17 protein-coding genes are annotated in these 23,564 nt (G+C 48.0%); 5 read left to right on the forward strand and 12 right to left on the reverse strand.

Translation table 11 applies throughout. The features are described from left to right. Nucleotides 1-6 precede the first annotated feature (6 nt). The 3 genes from SGRA_RS05335 to SGRA_RS05350 all read left to right on the forward strand — a co-directional run bounded on the left by SGRA_RS05335 (nucleotide 7) and on the right by SGRA_RS05350 (nucleotide 1,054). Nucleotides 7-318 (forward strand): hypothetical protein, encoded by a 312-nt coding sequence (locus tag SGRA_RS05335; protein ID WP_015691580.1) that lies wholly within the window; start codon nucleotides 7-9, stop codon nucleotides 316-318. Further along, a complete protein-coding gene (locus SGRA_RS05340; RefSeq protein ID WP_015691581.1) occupies nucleotides 305-655 on the forward strand; it encodes a hypothetical protein in 351 nt (116 codons plus the stop codon). Before SGRA_RS05335 ends, SGRA_RS05340 begins: the two co-directional genes overlap by 14 nt. Before the next feature lie 195 nt (nucleotides 656-850). Beyond that, nucleotides 851-1,054, forward strand: a complete 204-nt coding sequence (locus SGRA_RS05350; RefSeq protein ID WP_015691583.1) for a hypothetical protein — start codon at nucleotides 851-853, stop codon at nucleotides 1,052-1,054. A 17-nt stretch (nucleotides 1,055-1,071) separates the two neighbouring features. On the opposite strand, the gene SGRA_RS05355 is transcribed toward SGRA_RS05350, so the two are convergent. The 6 genes from SGRA_RS05355 to SGRA_RS05385 all read right to left on the reverse strand — a co-directional run bounded on the left by SGRA_RS05355 (nucleotide 1,072) and on the right by SGRA_RS05385 (nucleotide 5,826). After that, nucleotides 1,072-1,881 (reverse strand): IS3 family transposase, encoded by an 810-nt coding sequence (locus SGRA_RS05355; protein ID WP_041329511.1) that lies wholly within the window; start codon nucleotides 1,879-1,881, stop codon nucleotides 1,072-1,074. Beyond that, a complete protein-coding gene (tnpA, locus tag SGRA_RS05360) occupies nucleotides 1,878-2,177 on the reverse strand; it encodes an IS66 family insertion sequence element accessory protein TnpA (RefSeq protein ID WP_015691584.1) in 300 nt (99 codons plus the stop codon). The genes SGRA_RS05355 and tnpA overlap by 4 nt, the downstream gene beginning before the upstream one ends. Before the next feature lie 283 nt (nucleotides 2,178-2,460). Beyond that, nucleotides 2,461-3,438, reverse strand: coding sequence for a polysaccharide deacetylase family protein (locus SGRA_RS05370; protein ID WP_148268279.1), 978 nt, complete (start codon nucleotides 3,436-3,438; stop codon nucleotides 2,461-2,463). A 20-nt stretch (nucleotides 3,439-3,458) separates the two neighbouring features. Then, nucleotides 3,459-3,809: a bactofilin family protein gene (locus SGRA_RS05375; RefSeq protein ID WP_015691587.1), complete on the reverse strand. Its 351-nt coding sequence runs from the start codon at nucleotides 3,807-3,809 to the stop codon at nucleotides 3,459-3,461. Nucleotides 3,810-4,030: 221 nt separating this feature from the next. Continuing rightward, nucleotides 4,031-4,789 (reverse strand): J domain-containing protein, encoded by a 759-nt coding sequence (locus SGRA_RS05380; protein ID WP_015691588.1) that lies wholly within the window; start codon nucleotides 4,787-4,789, stop codon nucleotides 4,031-4,033. Between the two features lie 5 nt (nucleotides 4,790-4,794). Further along, nucleotides 4,795-5,826 (reverse strand): alpha/beta hydrolase, encoded by a 1,032-nt coding sequence (locus SGRA_RS05385; RefSeq protein WP_245538642.1) that lies wholly within the window; start codon nucleotides 5,824-5,826, stop codon nucleotides 4,795-4,797. A 348-nt stretch (nucleotides 5,827-6,174) separates the two neighbouring features. Between SGRA_RS05385 and SGRA_RS05390 the strand changes: the two genes are divergently transcribed. Further along, the gene (locus tag SGRA_RS05390; protein ID WP_015691591.1) at nucleotides 6,175-8,181 is read left to right on the forward strand and encodes a M1 family aminopeptidase; all 2,007 of its coding nucleotides are present in this window, start codon (nucleotides 6,175-6,177) and stop codon (nucleotides 8,179-8,181) included. Between the two features lie 348 nt (nucleotides 8,182-8,529). Next, nucleotides 8,530-13,233: a PKD domain-containing protein gene (locus SGRA_RS05395; RefSeq protein WP_015691592.1), complete on the forward strand. Its 4,704-nt coding sequence runs from the start codon at nucleotides 8,530-8,532 to the stop codon at nucleotides 13,231-13,233. Nucleotides 13,234-13,637: 404 nt separating this feature from the next. On the opposite strand, the gene SGRA_RS05405 is transcribed toward SGRA_RS05395, so the two are convergent. The 6 genes from SGRA_RS05405 to SGRA_RS05430 form a co-directional block, all read right to left on the reverse strand. Further along, nucleotides 13,638-14,660, reverse strand: a complete 1,023-nt coding sequence (locus SGRA_RS05405) for a TQO small subunit DoxD (protein ID WP_015691594.1) — start codon at nucleotides 14,658-14,660, stop codon at nucleotides 13,638-13,640. After that, nucleotides 14,605-15,066 (reverse strand): hypothetical protein, encoded by a 462-nt coding sequence (locus SGRA_RS05410; protein WP_245538643.1) that lies wholly within the window; start codon nucleotides 15,064-15,066, stop codon nucleotides 14,605-14,607. Before SGRA_RS05410 ends, SGRA_RS05405 begins: the two co-directional genes overlap by 56 nt. 40 nt (nucleotides 15,067-15,106) lie before the next feature. Further along, complete coding sequence (gene mqnB / locus SGRA_RS05415) at nucleotides 15,107-15,790, reverse strand: futalosine hydrolase (protein WP_015691596.1); 684 nt, start codon at nucleotides 15,788-15,790, stop codon at nucleotides 15,107-15,109. Then, nucleotides 15,787-16,497 carry an NRDE family protein gene (locus SGRA_RS05420; RefSeq protein WP_041329854.1) on the reverse strand — a complete coding sequence of 237 codons (711 nt, stop codon included), beginning with the start codon at nucleotides 16,495-16,497 and terminating at the stop codon, nucleotides 15,787-15,789. Before SGRA_RS05420 ends, mqnB begins: the two co-directional genes overlap by 4 nt. 194 nt (nucleotides 16,498-16,691) lie before the next feature. After that, nucleotides 16,692-17,324, reverse strand: a complete 633-nt coding sequence (locus SGRA_RS05425) for an ABC transporter ATP-binding protein (RefSeq protein WP_041329855.1) — start codon at nucleotides 17,322-17,324, stop codon at nucleotides 16,692-16,694. 332 nt (nucleotides 17,325-17,656) lie between these two features. Beyond that, on the reverse strand, nucleotides 17,657-23,314 hold the full coding sequence (locus SGRA_RS05430) for a right-handed parallel beta-helix repeat-containing protein (RefSeq protein ID WP_015691599.1): 5,658 nt from the start codon (nucleotides 23,312-23,314) through the stop codon (nucleotides 17,657-17,659). Nucleotides 23,315-23,564 lie beyond the last annotated feature (250 nt).

Below are 23,564 nucleotides of genomic sequence, written 5' to 3' on the forward strand. Positions count from 1 at the left end.
TTTCCTATGCAATTGACTATTTATTTACTCCTGTTCTCTTTTTTTCTGGCCTTAGTTCTTTACGGACATTACCGCCTCAAAGCTCAAGCTGCTAGACTAAATCCAGAAATTTGGGGCCTAGCTGGCCCCATGCTTTTCTTTGGGCTCAATCATTACCTCAGTCTGCTCATCATTGCCCTTCGGGAGAGCATCAGTAATATTGATTTATTTCTCGCCCTCAGTATAGCAGGCAGCCTCCTTAGCTTTGCAACCATTTTCTTTATGGCCCCTTACCTAATTTCTACGGTCCAAACAACAGCAGAACATGAACGCGATTAGCCCCCATCTTCTCACGTATATCCTTAGCCTAATCAGCCTATTTTATTATGCTTCTCTTGCCCCTAAACACAGCAAGAATGCCTTGCTATGGGCGGCTTTTGGCTTTCTTTTTCAGACAGGCCTCTCTCTCCTTTTCATCCTATTCAGTAAGGTATTTATCGCCCTATTCAAAATCCTTTCTTGGCCCATCAATGATTATTGGGCGATTGGCCTGCTCCTTCTCCCCCTAATCGCCTGCGTCCTTAGCCTTAAGCTAGCCCCTTCTTTTGTTGCGCCCCAAGCAAAAAGCCCCGCTCCTTCCTCCTCCAATTCAGATATTCTAGATGCGGATATTTAGGGGCCCGCGGCCGCCCTTTATAAGGGGGGCGGCCGCCGCTAGGCTCCGCCGCTCGCAGGGCTGCTCGGCCCTGCAGCGCTTTCAGCGCTTTGGTCTGGCCCTTCGGGCCACGGCTGCGCAGCGCTGGGCCATTTGGCCCTGCGGGCCAAGGGGGCTTCGCCCCCTAGATTCCTAAACCTAGCATAAAACACAACCATGATCAACTACTATGCTTATTACATCCCCTTCCTACTTATGCTTGGCCTCAACTTTTATATGTACAGAAAGAAAGCCATTCGCTACAATAAAAATCCACTAAATTGGGGACTTATTAGCCTCCTTATCTATTACGTTTGCTTTGAACTACTCTTTCATCTGGCCAATTTGTTGTTTGCATTTGTTGGTGTAGCCTACCCGTAAGGTGCAACCAAAAAATACTATACATCTAACATCGTCCTTTCAAAGTCATATGGGCTAATATTTCCCAGACTTTGGTGGGGACGATTAAAATTGTAGTGCTGAAACCAATTTTGAATTTCCTCATTTAGTTCTTCTAAAGAGTGGAACCAAGATAAGTTTAAACACTCTGTTCTCAAAGTTTTATTTAATCGCTCAATAAATGCATTTTGGGTAGGTTTTCCTGGCTGGATGAACTTTAATTCAATATCATGTTTTTGGGCCCAAGCAGCTAACTTTTTAGAGATGAATTCTGGCCCATTATCGCAACGAATATAGTCAGGTTTACCTCTGTAATCCAGTACTTTATCAAGTACATCAGTAAGCTTTTTTGCAGAGATACTTTGATGGGCTTCTGTCCACAAAGCTCGCCTTGAGGTCTCATCCATAATGTTGATAATTCGGACCGATTTCTTATCTGAGCTCATGACCCAATCGCTTAAAAAATCCATAGACCAACCCTTATTTACCTCCTTGGGCAAAGAGATAGGTTCAAATTTTCGGCGAATACGCTGACGCTTTGGGCGCTGTCTTAAGTTTAATTTTTCTCTCTTCCAGATTCTATACACCTTCTTATGATTGAAGGTAACACCTTGATTTCTAATGTAATGAAAAACCTTCCAAAAGCCCCAAGCTAAATATTCTTTCGTGACTTCATGCAGTAATTTAGCGATTTGATCATCGACTACTTCTGGCCGATGACCTGACTTTCGTTTATAGTATGTTTGACGACGAAACCCCAAAACGACACAGATTCGACGCACACTGTACTTCTTGGACAGCTCGTCTATGACTCTTTCTTGTCTTTTGGGGTTAAGTGCTTTTTTGCCATTGCATAGCCCTCTTCTAAAATTTCATAATTCATGCTTAAGTCTGCATACATCTTTTTTAAACGAGCATTTTGGGCCTCTAATTCCTTGATTAAACGCTCTTTATCGTCAACTTCTTGCTCTTTGGATCTTTTCCATTTATAGAAAGTGGCTGGGCTTATTTGGTGCTTTCTACACAAATCTGCCACGCTAAGGCCGCTGTCGTGCTCAGCTAAAATTGATAACTTCTGCTTTTCCGTGAATTTACTTTTTCGCATCCTTTTAGTTTTTGTTCTTTAAGATAATTATTTTCTATAACTAATGGTTGCTTTTTTGGGCAGGCTACATTGGGTACAGCTACGTTTTTTACACAGAGCAGCTTTCAGAAAAAGAAGAGGGACCTCAGGTTATGTATATTCTACTTTATAGTCGCCAAGCAATAGCCTTCCTTTCCGCCTTATGGCTAAGTTTGCGCATAGGAGAATTCCTTATCCGCCCTAGTAAAAATCAGTCTAATGCCGACAATCAGCAGCCCTAGGCCATCTGCTAAAAAGGACTGCCCTAAGACAACCTTCTCGCTGTCTTCCTCCTATCTATCTTGCTCTTCCCTAAGCTCCGCAATAAGCTTCCATAAGCAAAGGCCGATTTTAATTTTTGCTCCCCTGACCGTATCCGCATTTCTTCCATCGGAAAGCGCTGTATGTGCCGCCCCAACTGCATTTCTTCCTTAATCCCCGCCCCGCCAAAACTAAGGTCCAAATTGGACCGATCAAAAAAATCTAGCCCCACTTCATGGTCCGTAAAGGGAAAGGCAAAAGCCCGAATAGGTTGCCGCAACCAAAGGGCCAACTGCTGCTGGTTTTTCTCTGTCTGAAGCAATTGCTCTTCTAACGAAAGCTTTTTGTATAAAGGATGATCCCAACTATGCCCCCCTATGCTAAAGCCCATTGTTTGCAGGGCTCTTAGCTCTTCTAGCTTTAAATAAGGTTGTTTTTGGACCAAAAAGTCAGGGACCGAGCAGCCAATTCGATCCGCCCAGGCCAAAAGCTCAGCTTCCTGAGCATGCCCCGCCGAAAAAAGCAGCTTTGCATCTTTTGGAGCCAAGACTTTCTGTGCCGCCAAATGGCTGTAAATCAGGGCCGCCAAATGCCTAAACATCAAGCGCTTATTATCAATAAAAGCCCCATTGATAAAAAAAGTAGCAGGAACCCCCAAACGCAACAAAATAGGCGCAATAACATGATAACAACTACTCAGGCCATCATCAAAACTCAAATGAAAAAATGGCTTTCGAGCAGGGCGACCCGCTTCTACCCAAGCCAACAGTTCTCCTAAATCTATGGGCTCAAAATGGGCCAAAATGAGCTTTAGCTCGGCCTCAAATTGCTGAGGCGAAATAAGCGGATAAAGGGGCGAAATATGGGGCTGCGGCTCCGCTTCTACCGCATGATAAAAGGGAAAAAAAGCCGCTACCTTTGCTTTTTCTTGCCAAAAAGAAAGGGAAAAGGCCTGAGCCAATTGGTCCAGACCTTTTTTCATATTATTCTTTATCCAAGGACCTAAGCCTTGTCTTTGGGCATAGTACATTGGCCATTAAATATTGCTCCTTGTTCAACCTGCAATCGCTCACAGTCAATATCTCCTTTCAATTGAGCCGAAGCCTGCAAATAGACCAAAGCACTGGCTTTTACATTCCCCTTGCTCTCGCCCTCAGAAATCATTTCTTTGCAGTTAATCTGGCCCATCACCTTGCTTTTAGGCGCCATCACTAGGCGGCCCCCACAAGAAATTGTTCCATGCACCTCTCCTTCCAAACGAATGTTGGCATTGGTCTCTAAACTCCCCTCGATAATGGTCCCCTGCGCCAAAATACATACATCCTTGGCGCCAATAGCTTTATTCTCTTCCATAAAATTTAATTCAAATTTGGTCTTCAAGATAAGAACTTCTCCTTAATAGGCCAAGTTTTTCCTCTTTTTGGGGCTGCCCCGCCCTGCGGGCGGGTCGGGCTGTCCGCAGCTCGCTGCTCGCTCGGCCCTGCGGCGGCTTTGCCGCCTAGGTCTGCCGCCTTCGGCGGCCCTGCTCTCATCCCTCAGCCGAGGCGCTTCGCGCCTGCAAAACGCAGTTGGACCTATTTCAGACCCCGCTTTTCACAAATCGTATCATAGGCCTCTTGCAAGCGCTTAAACTTAGACTCCCCCACTTTCTGAAATTCCTCTCCCAAACTCGCCAAACTATCCGGATGATACTTCTTCACCATCTTGCGATAGGCGGCCTTTAATTTGGCATCAGAGGCAGAAGGGGGTAACTCTAAGATCTTATAATGGCTGTCCATTTCATCATAAAACATCGCCTTAATCGATACAAAATCACTATGCGGTAGGTCCAACTCCAAACTAATGCGCTTGATGGTATCCACCTCCACCTGGTCAATACTATAATCTGCATTGGCAATGCCAAACAGAAAATAGAGCATCTGCAAGCGGGTTTCATAGCTACTGCTCAAATAAATCTGCCGACAAGTTTTGGCCATATCCCAATCTTGCTCTAAGGCGGCACTCAAAATGCCCATATACTCCTGCAAGTTATCTTGGCCAAACTGCTCGACCAAAAACTTTTGAATATAGCTCAGCTCCAACTCTTCTACCTCTCCATCTGATTTGACCACCGCAGCGGCCAAGATGAGGGAGCTCAAAATAAAGTTGGTGCTGTCGTTGGGTTGTGGCAATTGTTTTTTGCGCCTTTTTGGGCCTGCCCCCCCTCCTTTTTGAAGCAGTATATCTAGAAAAAAGCCAATACCTAAACCCAGTAAAAGACCAATTGGAAAGTAGAGCAAGCCACCCAACAGCAAGCCTAGAATCTTCCCTATATGTTGTTTTAGTATCTTCATCTATGCTATTTTTTACCCAAGGACCAACTTTGCTGCAGCCACTCACTACTTTTTTGCCACCATTCTACAAAGGGCTGGCTTTTTTCTTCCGTTTCGGCCAATTGTTCTAAAATGGGTTGTTCGGCGCTGGGGTTTTGCTCTTCGCTCAGGATAGCCAAAAAGCGACTAATCTTGTCTATGGCCTGTTGGGCCTCGGGGACATAGGCCCAAGCAAACTGCCAAACATGTGGCATGCCCTCCCAAAGGTCGACCCAAATTTTGGCCCCAGCTGCCACCGCTTTTTCTCCTAAGCGGCGGCTATCATCTAATAAAATTTCATCTGTACCGACCTGGACCAAAATCGGGGCCGTATCTTTCCAGTCTCCAAACAAAGGAGAGACCAAGGGCGACTTAGGGTCTGCCGAGCCATAATAAGACCTGGCCCAACTGCCCGCATGCTCGGCCCGCAGAATTGGGTCATTTTTTTGGCAACGCTCTAGGCTATCTCCAGACAAAGTCAGGTCGGTCCAGGGCGAAAGCACTACTGCCCCCAAAGGCTGCGGCAACTCCAAGCTTTTTAGTTTTAGGAGCAAGCTAAGGACCAGCCCGCCCCCTGCCGAATCGCCCATAAAAAATATATCTTTTGGTCCATAGCCTTGGTCCAATAAATAATGATAGGCAGAAAGGGCATCATTTAGGCCAGCAGGAAAAGGATGCTCCGGCGCCAAGCGATAATTTACACTTAAAGCAGGAATACCCGACTGCGAGACAATTTTGCCCACCAAGGCCCGATGTGCCCTAGCCGAGCCCAACAAAAAGCCCCCACCATGCAGGTATAAAATGACTTTTGGGTTCTTTTCTGCAGCAGGATGACAAAACTCAGCCGAGCAAGTAGGCAGCTCAACTTCTTGGTAATGCAAGCCCTTGGGGGCGGGCAAACGACAAAGGGCTTTATCATGCTCTAGGCGCATTCGGTCAATATCATCTAAATAGATGAGACTCATTTGGCGCATGGCACGCATGGCATATTTTACAAAAGTGGATTGTATACTTGGCATAATTCTGACTTAATTAAAGGATGATTCCAAAACGGCAGAGAAAGACGCAAATGGCCCAGCGCTGCGGAGCGGGTGGCCGCAGGCCAGACCAAAGGCAGGCTACGCCTGCCTGCAGGGCCGAGCAGACCTGCGAGCCCCGCAGCATAGCGGCGGCCGACCTAGGCGCAGCCTAGCCGGCCGCGGGCCCCAAAAAAAACGAAATCGTATAGGGCTTTAAGTCTTTAGAAACAGAAAAATAACAAAGATAAAGAAGGCACAGTTAAAAAATCGGTTATTTTGCTTTTTAGCGCCCCAGTTGCGCCTTATCTTTTGCCAGCTAATTGAGTTTCACCTAATTTAATAGAACTTATGCCAAACTTATTAAAACTTGCCCTACTGGCTCTCCTCTTCTTGCCGCTTCATTTGAGCGCTCAAGACTCGGATGGTCTTTATAATGTCAATATGAAATTTTATCATCTCGACTTGGATATAGACATCGACAAGCCTCAAATTAAGGGCTCGGTCTATATTGAATTTGTGGCCGTGAAGGACCAAATAGACGAGCTCTACTTGGACCTTGGCGAGGGGATGAAAATAAGTAAAATTGATGGGGCCAGCGCTTTTGAGCGAGAAGGCGAAGAAATTCTGGTCAAATTATCGGGCCGCCCATTACGCAAAGAAGAAAGAGGCAAAATTACGGTTCATTATGAGGGCGTTCCGCAAAACGAACAGCTGGATGTAGACGGAGAAACCGTGACCAAGGGCCTATTGGTTAAAAACCGTGGAAAAGATAAATTTCAGAGTCGCTTAGTGGCCCTAGCGGCCTATCCGCAGGCGGGTTACCGTTGGTTTCCCTGCCGTAGAGGCATTGGCGACAAAGTCGATTCGGTTTATGTAGATGTGACAATTCCCGTTCGTTTTAGTACGGCTATGGTGCAAGAAAAAGAGCGCAAAATTCCTTATACGGCTGTTTCTAATGGCGTTTTGGAAGGGACCGAAATCTTGGAAGATGGCAAAAAAAGAAAGTTCAAATGGCGGCATCGCCACCGCATTGCGCCTCATCATTTGACCGTGGCCGTTTCTAATTTTGCCAAAATGGAAGTGGAATACAAGGCCAAGGGCTACAGCTTCCCAATCAACTTTTACATCTTTCCCGAGCATCTAGAAGAGGCCAATGCAACCATCAACCGCTCTAAGGAAATCATGGCTTGTTTGAGCCGCACCTTTGGTCCCTACCCCTACAGAGACGAGGGTTTTAGCGTGATAGAACTGGGCTTGCCCTTAGGCTTGGACGGTATGCCGACCCAAACCGCCGTTTTGGTCGAAGACCTCAAGAGTTTCCATATGTACCAAGTGGTGCACCAAGCCGCCAATATGTGGTTTGGCAACCATATTTCGCCCGAGGCTTGGCAGGATGCCTGGATCACCGAAGCCCTAGCCACCTATGCCGAGGCCACTTGGCAGGAGTATAAGCGGGGGCTCAATGTTTACCAAATCATTTTGGACCAAAAAGAATACTATGAGGGTGGCAAACTCTATCTGGACAATATCAATGAGTACTCTCAAGAACGCCTTTCTAAAAAGGGAATGTACGTCATTCACATGCTTCGGGGCATGATGGGCGATGAGTATTTTTATGAAACCCTAAAAGGAATTACGGAGCTCAAAAGAGGCAAAAGCACCTATTTGAGTACCCAGCGCTTTAGAGAAATTTGTGAATATTACGCCAGCGAAAATGAGCCCAAAGACTTTAAATACTTCTTTGACCAATGGGTCTTTGGCGAATACTACCCCACTTATAAAGTAGAATATGAAAAAAACCGCAGCGGCGTCAACCTTCGGGTCCTACAAGAAAAAGTAGAGGGCCAAAAACAGTTTTTCGAGATGCCCGCCCGCATCCGTTTTACCCTAGAAGATGGCAGCACGATAGAAAAGGTCGTGCAACTCAAGGCCCTAGCCGATCAAACGATAGAAATTGAGCTCGATAAAGACTTTAATCAACTTGAGTTCGATCCCTTCAACTGGATTTTTAAAGACCTCCAATATAGCCGAGAAATCTTATCGGGCCGTAGCCCCATCGAAAACATGAGCATCAAGACCAGCCAGGGCCGCCGCAAAATTGCCCTCAGTTTTGATAGCCCCAAAAAACAAAATATCGAGATTCAGCTTATCCAGAAAGCCAATGGCGTAGATATTCTAGAGGACAAAATTCTCCAAAGCCAAGAAATCAAAAAGGTAAAAGGCAAAAAAGAGCTAAGCTTCAAATTGCCTGTTCCGCCCAAAAGCCGAGGCGTTTTTGAGCTCAAAATTATCGGAAAATCAGATATTTTCTCTAAAACAATTCGCGTGACGCAATTAGAAAAGCGCTTTAAGTAATTCTAATTTATTTTTCTATAGGCTAGTTCTTGATTCAGGACTAGCCTATTTTTTTGGGGCCTGCCGCCTTTGGCGGCCGGGCCCTTGCGGGGCTCGCAGGTATGCTCGGCCCTGCGCCGCTTTCAGCGGCTGGGTCTGGCCTACGGCCACCCCTTCAGGCCCCTAGGCCGACGGGCCTTCGGCCCTCTATTTGGCCTTTGCTTGCGGCGGCTTCGCCGCCTGCAAAACCCAGAAAACGAATAGCTAGAATAATTTCAAATCAGAACTAACAATAATAAAAAGCAAATTTCAGCTAATAAAATTTTAAATTAGAGGGCAAACCAATTCATCATTACAACCTTATAGTATATGCGTATACTTTATGCTTTTGCAGCTGCACTTTTGCTCTCTAGTTTTGGTCTACAAGCCCAAACGACAGCAGGAGACTGGCTAGCGCTGAAGTCGGGCCGAGAATTTATTGCCGCCGACCTCAGTAGCTTTAGCAGCCCGCAGCAACAAGATGTTTATCAAGGCAAGCTGTTTCGCTTGGCCAACTTTAAAGAACTGCCCAACGCCAAAAAACGGGCAGCCATGCAAGACCAAGGCATTGTATTTTTAGAATACTTGCCCAAAAATAGCTACCTGCTTGCTATTCCGAGCCGCCTAACTGTTCAAGATTTAGAAGGCTTTGGTATTCGTGGACTCAAACTGCTCGCTCCCAAACATAAAATGGACGCCCGACTAGAGGAGCGTCCATTTCCTATTTGGGCCATGCAAGGGCAAAAACTTAAGCTTTTTGTCCAAATTCATCAAAGCGTCAACTGGGAGCAGGCCCTCCAAGAGCTACAAACAGAAGGCTATCCCCTGCTGTTTGTCAACCCCCTAAGTAGAACCCTAGTTACGGCCCTGCCTCCTAGCCAAATTGAACAACTGGCCCAAAAACCCTTTGTTCGCTACTTAGACTTACCCTCTGATCCCGGACAGCCAGAATCAGATGATGGCCGTAATCTTCACCGCGCCAACCTTATCGATGGCGATTATTATGGGGCCTATGCCTATAATGGCGCTGGCGTGGCCGTCGCTATTAACGATGACGGTTTTGCTGGTCCACATATCGACTTTAAAGGCCGAGCCAACCAACAAGATGTAGCTGGCGACTTTACTGGCTCTCATGGCGATATGACCGTGGGCATTGTGGGTGCCGCAGGAAACCTAGACCCTGTAATGAGAGGAATGGCCCCGCATGCTTATTTGCACGTTCGCCAATATAATAGTAGCCTGCCTGGCACGGTGGCTCTCCACCAAGATAGCGCCGTCATGGTTTTCTCTAGCTCTTATTCTAATGGCTGTAATGCGGGCTATACCACCCTAGCCAGAACCGTGGACCAAGAGATCTATAGCAACCCTAGCCTCATTCAGGTCTTTTCGGGCGGAAATAGCAACGGCAGTGACTGTGGCTATGGCGCTGGTAGCCAATGGGGAAATATTACTGGAGGCCATAAAGTAGGAAAAAATGTCTTGGCTACCGCTAACCTCGCTAATGATGATGGCCTTGCTACTAGTAGTAGTCGTGGCCCCGCCTCCGACGGAAGAATCAAACCCGATATCTCCGCTCATGGCCAAGGCCATTTCTCTACCGACCCCGATAATACTTATGTGGCCGGTGGAGGAACTTCAGCCGCCGCTCCTGGTATCGCAGGGGTGCTCACCCAATTGCATCAGGCTTATCGAGACCTCAATGCTGGCGCTAACGCCCCCTCGGCCCTACTAAAAGCCGCATTGCTCAACTCTGCCAATGATCTAGGCAATGATGGTCCCGATTACTCTTTTGGCTGGGGAAAAGTGAATGCCTATCGCGCACTCAAAACCCTAGAAGAAAACCGATACATTAACGGATCTGTGGGACAAGCAGGCAGCGCTAGCCATACCATTAGTATCCCTGCTAATGTTCGCCGAGCTAAAATTATGGTCTATTGGCACGATAAGGAGGCCTCTACTTCAGCCGCCCTTGCCCTAGTTAATAACCTAGACCTTACAGTTAGCGATCCTAGTAATAGCACGCATTTGCCCTGGATCCTCGACCCAACACCTAATGCCACTACCCTAGCCCTACCCGCTACCAGAGGAGTCGATACCCTCAATAATGTGGAACAGGTGGCTATTGATAACCCTAGCGCAGGAACTTATACCATTAACGTAAGTGGTACTGCGGTGCCCTTTGGCCCACAAGACTACTATATCGTCTATGAGTTCCTGACCGATGATATCCTACTCACTTATCCCGTGGGGGGCGAAGGACTTATCCCTGGCAGCCAAGACCGTATCCATTGGGATGCCTATGGCACAAGCGCTAGCTTTAATATTGAGTATAGCGCCGATAATGGTAATTCTTGGGCGACAGTACAATCTAATGTAGCTGGTACAGCTCGCTTTATTGACTGGACCGTCCCCACTGCTGTAACTGGCCAAGGACTTATCCGTATTACTAGAGGGAGCAACTCGGATATGAGCGATGCCAATTTCTCGATCCTAGAGACTCCTCAAAATATTCGAGTAGTTGCGGTCTGTACCTCTGCCAATACCATCCGCATCAATTGGGATGCCGTAGCTGGTGCCGCCGAATATGATGTCTTTGTTCTTGGTGCCACACATATGGATTCTGTGGGCTCTACGGCTAACCTTAGCTTTGATGTCCCCGTCAACAATATCAATGATGACCAATGGTTCTCGGTTCGAGCCAAAGGCCCTAACGGCCTTAGAGGCCGCCGCGCTATTGCAGTCCAAATGCAAGGAGGAAATACTGGAAGTTCAGCCTGCCTCATGGATTGTGGACTAAATGACGATGCCGGAATTAGCCAGGTCTTTAGCCCCCAAACACAACAGCAAAGTTGTAATGGGAATAGTCTGCCCGTAGAAGTCGAATTGACCAATATTAGCAATCAAGCACAAAGCAACTTTGAGGTCTACTATCAAGTCGATAACCAAACTATTGTTACCGATACCTTTACTGGCAGCCTAGCCGGAGGCGCTGTTGCTAACTTTAGCTTTAGCCAAGCCCTTACACTTGCTAGCCCCGGCCAATATCAGTTTAAGGTCTGGACCAATATCCCCGGAGATGGTGCCCGCTGTAATGATACAATCGCCATGACAATTGATTTTAGCAATACTATTAGTGCTTTCCCTTATATCGAGGACTTTGAATCTGGCGTTTTTCCTCCCGCCAATAGCTACCTCGAAAATAATGATGCCGACCTCAGCTGGCAGGAAGATAATGTGACGGGTAGCGATGGCAACCCCACTACTGCTATTGTGGTCAATAACTTTTCCTATAATGCCGCTGGTGAAGAAGATGTCCTCGGCTTCTTTAGTATGGACCTCACTAACGCACCCGCCGCTCAACTCAGCTTTGATGTGGCCTATGCTCGCTATAATGCCTCGCTCTATGATGGCCTAAGAGTAGAGGTCTCTACCGATTGTGGCCAAACCTATAGCCAACTCTACTTCAAGGAAGACCTTAATCTCGCTACGGCAGGTAGCCAAACTGGGCAGTTTAGCCCCGCCGCCGCTAGCGACTGGAGAACAGAGGTCATCGATCTCGCCCCTTACATTGGTAATAATGTGGCCTTCCGCTTTGTGAATATCTGTGGCTATGGCAACGACCTTTTCCTAGATAATATCAATGTGACGACGCTTAATAATGCCCCCAGCGTGGCCTTTAGCGCTGGAAGCACGACTAGCTGTAATGGTGCAGTCTCTTTTATGGACCAATCTACAAATACGCCCACTAGCTGGGCCTGGGATTTTGGCGATGGCAATAGCTCTACGCAACAAAACCCCAACCATCTGTATACCGCCAATGGCAGCTATACGGTCCAACTAATTGCAAGTAACCAACTCGGTAGCGATACCCTGGTCCAAAGCAATTATGTAACAGTGAATTTCCCTACAGCCCCCACTGCTGCAACTCCAGCTACAGGCTGTGTTGGCCAAACTGTTGCCCTAAGCGCTACCGGCACAGGCAGCATCTGGTGGTCCGATGCAAACGGTAATTTCCTCTTTGAAGGCAATACTTATAATGCAACGCCTACGGCTACAAGCAGCAACTATTCGGTCCAAAATGTAGTCACTTCTCCCTCTCAGCAGGTTGGCCCAGCCAACCCCGCCGCTGTAGGTGCCGGAGGCTATTTTACAGGTACCCAATACCTGAATTTCGACGCTAGCAGCCCCATCCGCATCGTTTCCATTTTGGTAGATGCCAATGGCGCAGGCAACAGAACGATTGAGCTTTATGATGCAGCCAATGGCGGCGGCAACCTGGTTCAGTCCACTACCGTAAATGTCCCTAACGGACAAAGCCGCATTACGCTCAATTTTGAACTGCCCGCTGCAGGTAGCTATAGTATCGGTGGCTCGGCCCTCAATCTCTACCGCAATAATGCCGGCGTTAACTATCCCTATAGTATCGCTGGCCTGATGAGCATCACGGGCTCTTCTTTTAGCCCCGACTACTACTATTTCTTTTATGATTGGGAAGTCCAAGAAGGCCCCTGCCGCTCTACTGCCGTTACGGTTAATGTCTCTGCTGATGAGGCAAACTTTAATCATGATGCCAATGCGAGTACCCTTGCCGTTAACTTCACGGACCAATCCGCTGGAGCCAATAGTTGGAGCTGGGATTTTGGCGATGGCAATAGCTCTACGCAACAAAACCCTAGCTATAGCTATACCGCCCCTGGCGTTTATTTGGTCCAATTGACGATCAATGGTAACTGCAGCTATACAGATACGGTCACGGTTGGCCCCACGGCTATCCAAAGCTGGAGCAATGGCACTGATGTACGCATCCTGCCCAATCCTAGCCTCGGCCAAAGCCGCCTACAACTCTCTAGCGCACTCAGCAATACCCTAAGCGTTCAACTGATTGCCCTAGACGGACGTATCCTACAAAGCTATGAACTGCCCGCTGGCCAAAATAGCCTAGACCTTAATGAGGAGCTCGCCCCCGGCCTCTATTTCTTGCGCCTGCAAAATGAACAGGAGCAACTCCTACTCAAATGGATTATTCAAGACTAATCTTTTTCGGTTTTTCTTGATTTCTCATCTAGAGGCCTTCCTTTTGGAAGGTCTCTTTTTTTTGGGGCCTGCCGCCTTCGGCGGCCGGGCCCTTGCAGGGCTCGCAAGCCTGCTCGGCCCTTCGTTTTTCGCTGCGCTCAAAACTCGGTCTGGCCTGCGGCCACCCTTTCAGGCCCCTAGGCCAATAGCCACTGCGGCTTTCAGCCGCAGCAAAAAGGGCCAGCTCAAAAGCTGGCCCAAGACCTAGCAGGGCGCAAAGCGCCCGCAGGCTGAGGGATGGGAGCAGGGCCGCCGCAGGCGGCAGACCCAGGCGCTTTAGTGCCGCAGGGCCGAGCGAACAGCGAGCTGCGGACAGCCCGACCCGCCCGCAGGGCGGGGCAGCCCCAAAAAATCATCATCTAGTATTAAAGCGATAATTCCCAACTCAAACCCGAAATATCCACTAATTTTAGGGTTTTGGCCTTGGCCGCTAAGGCTTTGGAAATCGGCAGACTCAGACGGGCCTTGGCCCCCAAGGGAACCACTAGGCTATGCGCCCCCGCCTTGATTTTAGCGGGATAAGCATTCTGAATTTGTTGATCGGGCAGGCTAGAAAGGGCTTTTTGGTCCCAGTTCTTAAGGATTTGGCCCTCCTCATCTAGCAATTCAATTTGGATGAGAAAGGAGCCATAGACATCTGCTCCCTCTATGCGATAGAGCTCAAAGCTTAGGCTATCGGCCTGAAAAATCGGGGCCGAAAGGGCCAATTTGGGCTTAACCGATTTGTTGTGTAGCTGTCCCCAAAGGCCAGAATGAAAATATTGGTTAGTATAAAGTGCTAGGGCAAAAATGAGCAAACTGCCCCATAAAACGGGCTTTTGGAAGCCTTCCCAGCGGATAGGGCCAGAGCTCCAGAACGATAGGTAGCCGGTCCAGCCCCAACGCTCCAAAGCATAATGGTCTAGACTGTAGCGGCCGCCGCCCGTCATCAATATACTTGCCCCAGCAGATACCCCCAAAATGCCGATTTGCCATTCATCTAGGCAGGTGGTGCCCAGCCAGCCTGAGCCCAGCAAAATGCCTAGGGCAAGGCCCAAAACGGCCAGACTCATCAGGCGGCTCAAAAAACCGAGCATAAAAAAGAGGCCCACAACGCCCTCTATCAGGGTAAAAAAGAGCATGGCCCACCACAAATAGGCGGGATGTTCGAGCAAAAACTCGATGATTGGGCCAATGCCAAGGGCCTGCGGCAAAAAATGATTAAACTTGATACCGATATAATTGGCGGCATCGGGATCTAGCTTATTGGAGAGAATCAGGCGGCGCCAAAAAGCCGAGAAATAGGTCCAACCCACCACTAGACGGAGGCCCAAATTAAAGACGCCCAATAATTTATAGGAAAGAAACTGCTGCCCATCTTGGGGCAAAACTGCTGATTGATTTGACATAGAAATGAGTTTTTTTAATGAATGAATCGCTTAATTGCCAAGCATTCATCAACTCATTTTTCCATTGTTGGTAGAGCAGAAAATAGGGCCGAGGAGGGCCGCGGGGGCCTTCGGCATCGAGCATAGCTCTATTTTTCCGCTTCATTTGGCTCAAAAAAAATAGCGAAGCCGAAGAAAGAGGCGCTGGGCCTGTTTTCTTTAGCTTCACTATTGTTTGGCCCCATTGCAGCAGCCTGTTTTCGCTTTTTTGTTCTGTTTTCGCACAACTTAGGCCTTTGGCTTTGGCGGCCACGGCCGTAGGCAATTGGTCCAAACTGCTTTGCAGGGCCCAGCGCATTTTGCAGGGGGCTAGCAAGAGCAAGCTGCCCAAAAAGAGCAGACCAATATATGTGCGGAGCCTATTCATAGGCACAAACATAAGGCTTTATTCCTTTCCCTTTTCTTAGCTATTTGCTAAGGCTTTCTAAAAGGCTTTTGGCCCCTTCAAACAAGCTGTCTAGGGCTTTTTCCATTTGCCAGCCGGCTCTATTGCGGGGCTCTACATAATTGGAGATAGACCGCAGGGCCACAAAAGGCTGTTTGGCTTGCAGGCAGGCAAAGAAAAAAGCGGCTCCCTCCATACTCTCCAAATCGGCCTCGGGATATTTGGCCCGAATCTGCTCGATAGAATGGGCAGAGCCATGGGCTTTATTGACCGTTAGGCCCGTAGCCAAGGGCAAAAACTCGCTTTCATCGGCTTGGGGGTTATAGAGGCGCTTATTGATATAAGGCGGGTTGCTCGGTTCTAAGAGGCCCAAATCAAAGAGGTCTAGAAGGCGGCCATCTTTTTCCTCGGCCCCTAGGTCTCCTAAGATTTCGGCCCGAACGTGATAGAGCTGGCCCAAAACCAAATCGGGGTTCAAGGCTCCAGCTACCCCTAGGTTGATGGCCAAATCGGGGGGATTTAGGAGGAGCTCTTGGCCCAAAGCATGGGCGGTATGCATACTGCCCACCCCAGTAATTAGGCAATGTAGTTCTAGTTGGCCTTGCTTAAAGCTGCCCGCTCTGCGCTGAGGCTCCCAGTTTTTGTACAGCCATTGCAAAAGGGGCGAAATTTCTAGTTCGGTGGCGGCGACAATCAGGAGTTTCATAGTTGAGTGGCTTGTTCGGCGAGATATTCTTCTTGGCTCATGCGGTCATAATAACGCATCTTAAAACGGTCCTTTTCGAGGACCACTTGGGTGTGGCTGACCGTCTGCACAATGCCATTATTTCGGTACATCACTAGGCCATTTTCGATATCGCCTTGGCCCCCTTCCTGATGAAACTGCCAGGCAGATTCTGGGCGGTAAGTTCCTTGCTGGCACTTCCAATCTGTAAACCAGCCCGCTCTTTGGGCCTGAATAGGCGCTGGATAAAGGGTGGCTGAAGACCAGATATAGGCCTCGGTGGGCATCAATTTTTCTACATGGGCTTTTTCCTCATCCCAGCGCAATTGATACAAATTGCCTCGCTCATAAATGACCAAAGTAAAGGGTTCGATGCCTTCAAAATCGTAGTGTTCAAAAAAGCTGGGCGCATCTTCATAATCAAAGAAGTCGAGGACCAGCAGGCCACGGCTGCGTTTATAAGGCGGTTGATGCTTATGTTTCACAAAGGCGCCATTGAGCAAACAAAGCAGGCGGCCATTATCCGAGGCGGCAATCCAAGTTCCCCCTTGGCTCGGCTCTTTGGGGTAAATCACCCCCTTTTCCTCATTCTTAAAAATCCCCTCGGGTTGGCGGCGGGGGCTCTCATCTCGGTTAGAGGTCAGTACAAATTGGTCCTTGCCTAGGGGCAAGTAAGTTACGGTACACATAATATTATATAGTTCTTGTTTTTCGGTTGGGGTTATGGGAAATTTTGGGGCTGCCCCGGCCAAGGGCCGGGTCGGGCTGTGTCGGGGCTCGCTATTCGCTCGGCCCTGCGCGGGCTTTGCCCGCTGGGTCTGCGGCTTCGCCGCCCCCCTATCCATCCCTCAGCCTGCGGCGCTTCGCGCCTGCTTGCTGCAAATTATTGGCCCAATAAAATTTGCTGGGGAAAGAGTTTTTTGAGGCGGGCATCATGGGTAACAATCAGCAGGCTAGCGTTTAGAGCTTCTGATTGTTCTCGGAGGAGCTGGGCCACTTCCTCGGCATTTTTATCGTCTAGGCTGGCCGTGGGTTCATCGGCCAGGATGAGTTGGGGGCGGCGCAGCAGCACACGAGCAATAGCGATGCGTTGTTGTTCGCCTTGGCTCAGTTGATGGGGTTTGGCCTTGCGTTTATCGGCTAGACCTAGGCGATCTAGCAAATGGACAATGGCATTTTTGTCTTCTTTAATTTGGGCAAAATGCTGGGCGGCCAATAGGTTTTCTTCCACATTTAGAGAGCGGATAAGGTGGGCTTGTTGGAAGACCACCCCGACCTTTTGTCCCCTATACTCATCTAGGCTGCCCTTCATATTTTCTAGGGCCAAATTGCCTAGGCGGATACTGCCTTTTTGCAATTTTCGGAGGCCTGCGATCAGGTGGAGCAGGGTTGTTTTGCCGCAGCCAGATTGGCCTAAGAGCAGGCGTTGCTCGCCTGCGGGGCAAGTAAAATTGGGAAAATCAATTTGTTTTCCATCGGGATATTGGTAACTAACATCTTGAACGTGTAGGTCCATAGGAAAGGAGTTTCTGGTCCAAAAAATGGCGGCTTTGCCGCCTTGGCCGCAGGCCAAACGGCCTAGCGATGTGCAGGGGTGGCCGAAGGCCAGACCGAAGCGCGCAGCGCTGAAGGGCCGAGCGAACAGCGAGCCCTGGAACGTAGCGCCGCAGCTTTGCTGCGGAGGCCCCAAAAAATCAGCGAGCCCCGGAACGACAACAAGGTCTTTAGACCGTCTTTGACGACCGAAGGGAGTAACCGCCGCCTCATCATATGAGTGGAGGCCCCAAAAGGGCATAAAAAAGGGGAGAACAGCGAACTGTCCTCCCCTCAAAAGTACAATATTTTGGCTTATTTCTGCAAAATAATGCGTTCGGTCAATACTTGCTCACCGATGATGATGCGGGCGAGATAAACGCCAGCGCTATAATCGGCTAGGTTAATTTGGTAGTTAAGGTTGCGGCCCAATTGGCTGGGGAAGCGTTGAACTTCTTGGCCATTGAGGTTATAGATTGTCAATTGTACTTCCTCCTCATTGGCTAGTTCAATTTGAAGCTGAGCGACATCTTGAGTAGGATTGGGGAAGAGATTCAATTGATTGAGGCCTTCCACGCCATTGATATTAGTGGGTTGAGTGTAAGCCAGCGTGATTGTTTGGCTAGCAGAGCAACCTACTTGATCGTAGACAGAAACTTCATATTGGCCAGAAACGAGGTTATTGATGCTAGCGGTAGTATCGCCAGTATTCCAAACGATGTAGTAAGGACCAACACCGCCAGAGACAGAAACATCGATAGATCCAGCGAAGTCGCTGCTTTCGTTCACGATATTATCTACATTGATTGTCAAAGCGGGGTTAGCGCTAATTGTGTAGCTTTCGTCATAAGTACAGCCGATAGCGTCGGTAACGGTTACGCTATAAGTTTCGCCATCGAGGACGTTGCTTAGAGCGGCAGTCGTTGCGCCATTGCTCCAGTTGTAGGTATAGGGAGCGGTACCGCCTTGAACGTTAAGTTGGAGCGTACCGGCATTGCCACAATCTACGCCATTAGCCATAAAGCTAAAGTTGATCGGGGCTGGGCCATTAACGGGATAAGTTTCGGTAAACTCACAGCCGTTATCGTCGGTAATAGTTACGGTATAAGTTCCAACATCTAGTCCAGTGATATCTTCAGTAGTAGCGCCGGTGGTCCAATTGAAAGAGAAAGGAGCCGTACCGCCAGCCAAAGTAATATCAACAGCACCGTTGCCATCGCGTCCGCAGTTTAGCGTACTCAACTGAGCGCTAACTGTGGGGCCAGTAAAGAAAGAAATCTGGATAGAGTCGGTAAGTGCGCAGCCATTAGCATCAGTCATGGTGACTGCATATTGGCCCTCCATATTAGCAACAATACCGGGAGTAGTTTCTCCAGTGCTCCAGAGATAGCTTTGAGCGCCAGGGGCGGCAGCAAGGCCTAATGGGTTACTTTCACAGATGGTAGCATCGGGGCCAAGGTCTAGGTTGGCTGTTGACACTACAGTAGCCGTAACGGGGGTACGCGTTGTACCGCCAGCACAAGAAGTAATTTCTGCGTAGTAAGTAGTAGATACTTGGAGCGCAGGAGTAGTAAATACGGGATCGGTAGACAAGAGTGTACCGCCAGTAGCTTGGTCGTACCAGCTAATTCCGCCAGCGGGCATAGAGGTCAAGCTAGCGCTATTTCCGATACAAGTCGTATCGTCCATGAAAGTGGGGTTAGGATTAGCGATGCTCACACAAATGTTAGCGGTATCATTGCTTGCGTTAGCGTCGGCAGCAAGCTGTGTAATGATTTCGAAGCAGTAATTTCCGCCTCCTGTAGTATTAAAGGTACCTACAGTGAGAGTATCTTGAGCGGCAGAAGCTAAAGGACCAGCATAGGTAGCGCTCAAGGTTTGCGTACCGTTAGGGCCATTCAAGTTTACGATTACGGGAACATTGCTAAGGCTATTGCTACCATTATTAGAGAGCGTAATTACCAAGACTTCATTGGCATTTTCGCAGGTACCTACGCTAGGGGCGTCAACACCAACGGCTACGGCATCATCAGTAAAGATAGTAATCTCATCAGCTCCGATATCGGGTAGTGAAGTACTTGCAGAGGGTCGAGTTTCGCCATCGATATCAGTAGCTACGCCTACAAGAGCGCCAGCGGCATTGAGTTGGATATTTTGAACGTGTAGGTCTGTGTAATTAGCCACAAACTGGGGATCGATATCCAAAGAGTTAGCATCATAGCCATAGGGGCCAGAAGCCTGCCAAGTGGCCAAATCATAGGTAGTTGTACCATAATCGATATGGTTAGTTCCGCTTGCCTTATAGAACACGTTATTATCCATAGCGGCCAAAGGCAAAGCATCGGCAGATTCAAAGGCGTAGGCAGAAGCATTATCGGCCACAAAGATATTATTGCGAATATCTAGGTCGGTGGGGTCATTCATATAGAGACCAGAAGCGGCAGTGCTACCAGAACCGACCAATGTATTGTGCCAAATATCTACAGATTGGATATCATCCATATAGAGTGCATCATCACTCTTAGAGAACACCATATTGTTGATAATCTGTCCACGGCGAGTAATAGTGCCATCAAAGTTACCATCAGAGATATAGATGCCATAATCTTCTGTCACCACACGGTTGTAGTTGATTGTAAAGTCCATGATATCGAAGCAATAGATTGCATCGCTGGCGGTAGAGCCCACAGTTGTTTCAATCGTATTGTAGTTAATCTCTAGAGAGTCTTGATCATCAACATAGATACCGTAGTCGTCAAAGTCTACAATTGTATTATTGATGATGCGGTTATACTTGTTGCGAGCAGCGCTAGCGCCTTCGATGTGGATCCCCATTTCTCCACCAGAGATATAGTTATTCTCGATGAGGGTATAATTGGCGTTATTGCCTTCTGAGTAGTCATTGGTATAATCTGAAGAAATAACTACAGGAGTCACATCAAAAACAGAGGTGTGGAAAGTAGCGCTAATGCGGTTATTTCTGATGCGGTTATGATCTGCGCCATTAGTCAATTGTACGCCCCAGCCATCGCCGCCAGAAAGGGCAGTAGTAGCAATATTGAAGTTTTGTACTGTTACATAATCGGCTCCATCCAATAGTACAGTAGCATATTGGCTACTAGAAGCATCATGAGTAAGGAAAGTGGTAGCGGTATCGCCACCATCAAAAGTGATGGTATTGCTCATGCTAGCGCCAGAGATTTCTCCAACTAGGGCCAGTTGTTGTCCAGTATAAACGCCGGGAGCCACTTGGAAAGTGACGGCACCAGCTACACCACATTGGTAGAGGCGAGCTACAGCATCTGTAATAGCGGGAAAATCAGAAGTGGGCGTACCTACAGTATAAGTACCCACTAGGCCTTGGCAAAGCTCGGCATAGAGCGTATCATTGCTCATACGGTCATCAGTTTGGCCGTTGGGCATGCTGGTCCAGAACACAAAGTCTACATTTTGGCCAGCGGGGAAGTTAATGCTACTTAGGGTAACATCTACTTCTTGTTGGGGAGCAAGAGGAGCTCCAGTATAGCCAATTGTTCCTTGAGGCGTTCCGTTGTAGGTCCAATCAATATTGAAAGTTGTCAAATCTTGTACACCAAAGTTACGCACACGTACGGTTACGGCTTGGAAGCCTGCAGTTAGTGGAGAAACGGGGTTGACCAAAGCGATCACACCAGCATCATTATCTTTGGGGCGGAACTCATCTGCTCCAATATCTACGGTAGTGGCACCAGTAAATGGACGGCTTTCGCCATCAATATCTACAGTAACGCCAACAGTATTATCTCCAGCATCATTAGCAAAAGCGCCGTCTACGTGTAGGTCCATAGGGCCAAAGAAAACGGGATCAGCTTCTACAGAGTTAGTGCCATGGCCAAAAGTGTTACTATTTTGCCAAGTCACTACATCAACATAGTTAGAGGTACCAAACTGGATAAAGTTTGTTCCGGGGTTAAAGCGGAAAAACAGGTTATGGTCCATATCAGTTAGGGCCAAGGCATCGGCATGGCGGAAAGTATAGCCAAAGTCTGAAGTAAAGATATTGTTCACTGCAGAAACATCAATCAAGTCATTGCCATAGAAAGATGAGCTAGTGGTGCTTGTATTTTTGTTCCAAGTGCTGTTATGGAAAACATCAGTTTCGTTCACATCATCTAGGTAAATACAATAGAACCCTTCAGCGATAGACATGTTGTTGATCACCTCTCCACGACGGCTAGGGGTCGCATCAAAGTTTCCATCAGAAATATAGATGCCATAATCTTGTGCATAAACATTATTGCTATTGATACGGAAGTCCATCAAGTCAAGGCAATAAATAGCATCAGAGAAGGTAGAGCGAAGATCATTCACTGTGTTTCCGATGATATCGATAGAGTCTTGATCATCCATATAGAAACCATAATCATCTACGCCAGTGATTGTATTATTGATAAAGCGGTTGCCTACATTGCGGTTAGCGCTAGCGCCCTCAAAGCGGACGGCATAGTCTCCTCCTGTAATGTAGTTGCCTTGGATCAGGTTGTAGTTGGCATTGTCGCCTTCGCTAGAGGTACTAGTATAACTAGCAGAAGCAAGAATAGCTACGGCATCAACGATACCTGACCGATAAGGCATTGTAATTTGGTTATTGAGGATTTGGTTATTATTGGCCGAATTGGTCAAGAATACCCCCCAAATATCGGTAGTTCCGGTACTTTGGATACCTAAGTTTTGGATACGCACCCATTCTACGCCATCTAAAGCCACAGTAGCATTACCATCTGTGCCAGAACCGTCATGCGTTACAATAGTATTCGCGGCATTTCCACCATCAAAGGTTACCGTATTTACTGCAGAGGCCCCTATAATAGGGCCAACTAGGGCAATATTTTCGGTATAAGTACCAGGCTGAATATTAAGCGTAACTGGGCCACTGATTCCGCAGCTATACAAAGCGGCAACAGCATCTCCGATAGTAGCAAAGTCTGCCGTTGCGCCCCCTACCGTATAAGCCCCATTAAGGCTGGCACAGAAGATAGCAGTCAAGGTATCATTGCCTGTAAAGTTATCGGCATTACCGTTAGGCAAAGAGGTCCAAGCCTTGATTGTTGTCAAACCATTAGTAAAGTTATAGTTTCCTAGGTTAACGGTTACGCTAGCCTGAGGAGCCACCAATGTGCTATAATTGACCTGCGTTTGCATGACCCCATTCATTTCCCAGTCAATATTTACTGAGTTAAGGGCATTGGTGCCAAAGTTGGTTAGAGTTACATCTACGGCTTGATTACCTGCTGTACTGGGTACAGTAGGAGCCACCAAGGCGCTAATTCCAGCATTGTCGGGAACGGGAGGCGTACCTGTAATGCTAAAGTCATCTAGAGTAAATCCATCAGAACCTGTGATACTCGTGGCTTGAAAGTTATCAGACCAACCAAAACGCACCTGAAAAGTACTACTAACTAGCTGGCTATTGGCCGCTAGAGTAGCATCGATATCGATCCCCGTCTCATTAAAATAAACAGCATTGGTTGTGTTTCCAGACCAATCTAGGACCTCAATCCAAGCATCGGTATTACTTCCTCGGATCCAAACGCGGTCCTCTGGCTGCGACTCATCTCCATGGTCCATCCACCAAAAGCTAAGCTCTAGGTCATTAGAGCCCAAATAAGTGGAAAGGTCTCCGGTAAAAGTTAAATAAGAAATACCTAAGGTGCTGTTCACTTCTGCATCTAGGGTCATAGCGCGGTTACCGCCATGATAAAAACCCGCTCCAGCATCAGTACGAAGGCGACAGTTCGTGGTATTTTCTTCAAAATCCCATTGGTAGCCTGTGCCACTAAGGCCAGGAATAGGGTTGGTAGTGGCTACATAAGTGCCAGCTGTGGCCCCCTCAAAGTCCTCATTATAAGGAAGGGTTAGCTGGGCCTGCGCAGAGGTCCAACTCGCCAAAAGCAGCGCTACACAATAGCCTAATTGTGTTAACGTTTTTCGCATCGTTTAAAAGTAAATTTGATGAAGAGTTAATAAAATTGTGAAATCTTCCTAGGTAAAGTTAAGGATTTTTAAATGGAAAACAAACCCTCTTCTCTCCCCTATCTACTCCCTAAAATTAGATCTGCGACTAGAGGAGCGTAGCGACTGGCTGAGGGATGGATAGCAGGGCCGCCAAAGGCGGCAGACCAAGGAGCCCAAGGCGACGCAGGGCCGAGCAAGCCTGCGAGCTGCGACACAGCCCGACCCGAGC

The sequence above is a fragment of the Saprospira grandis str. Lewin genome (genome assembly GCF_000250635.1).
Taxonomy (GTDB): Bacteria; Bacteroidota; Bacteroidia; order Chitinophagales; family Saprospiraceae; genus Saprospira; species Saprospira grandis.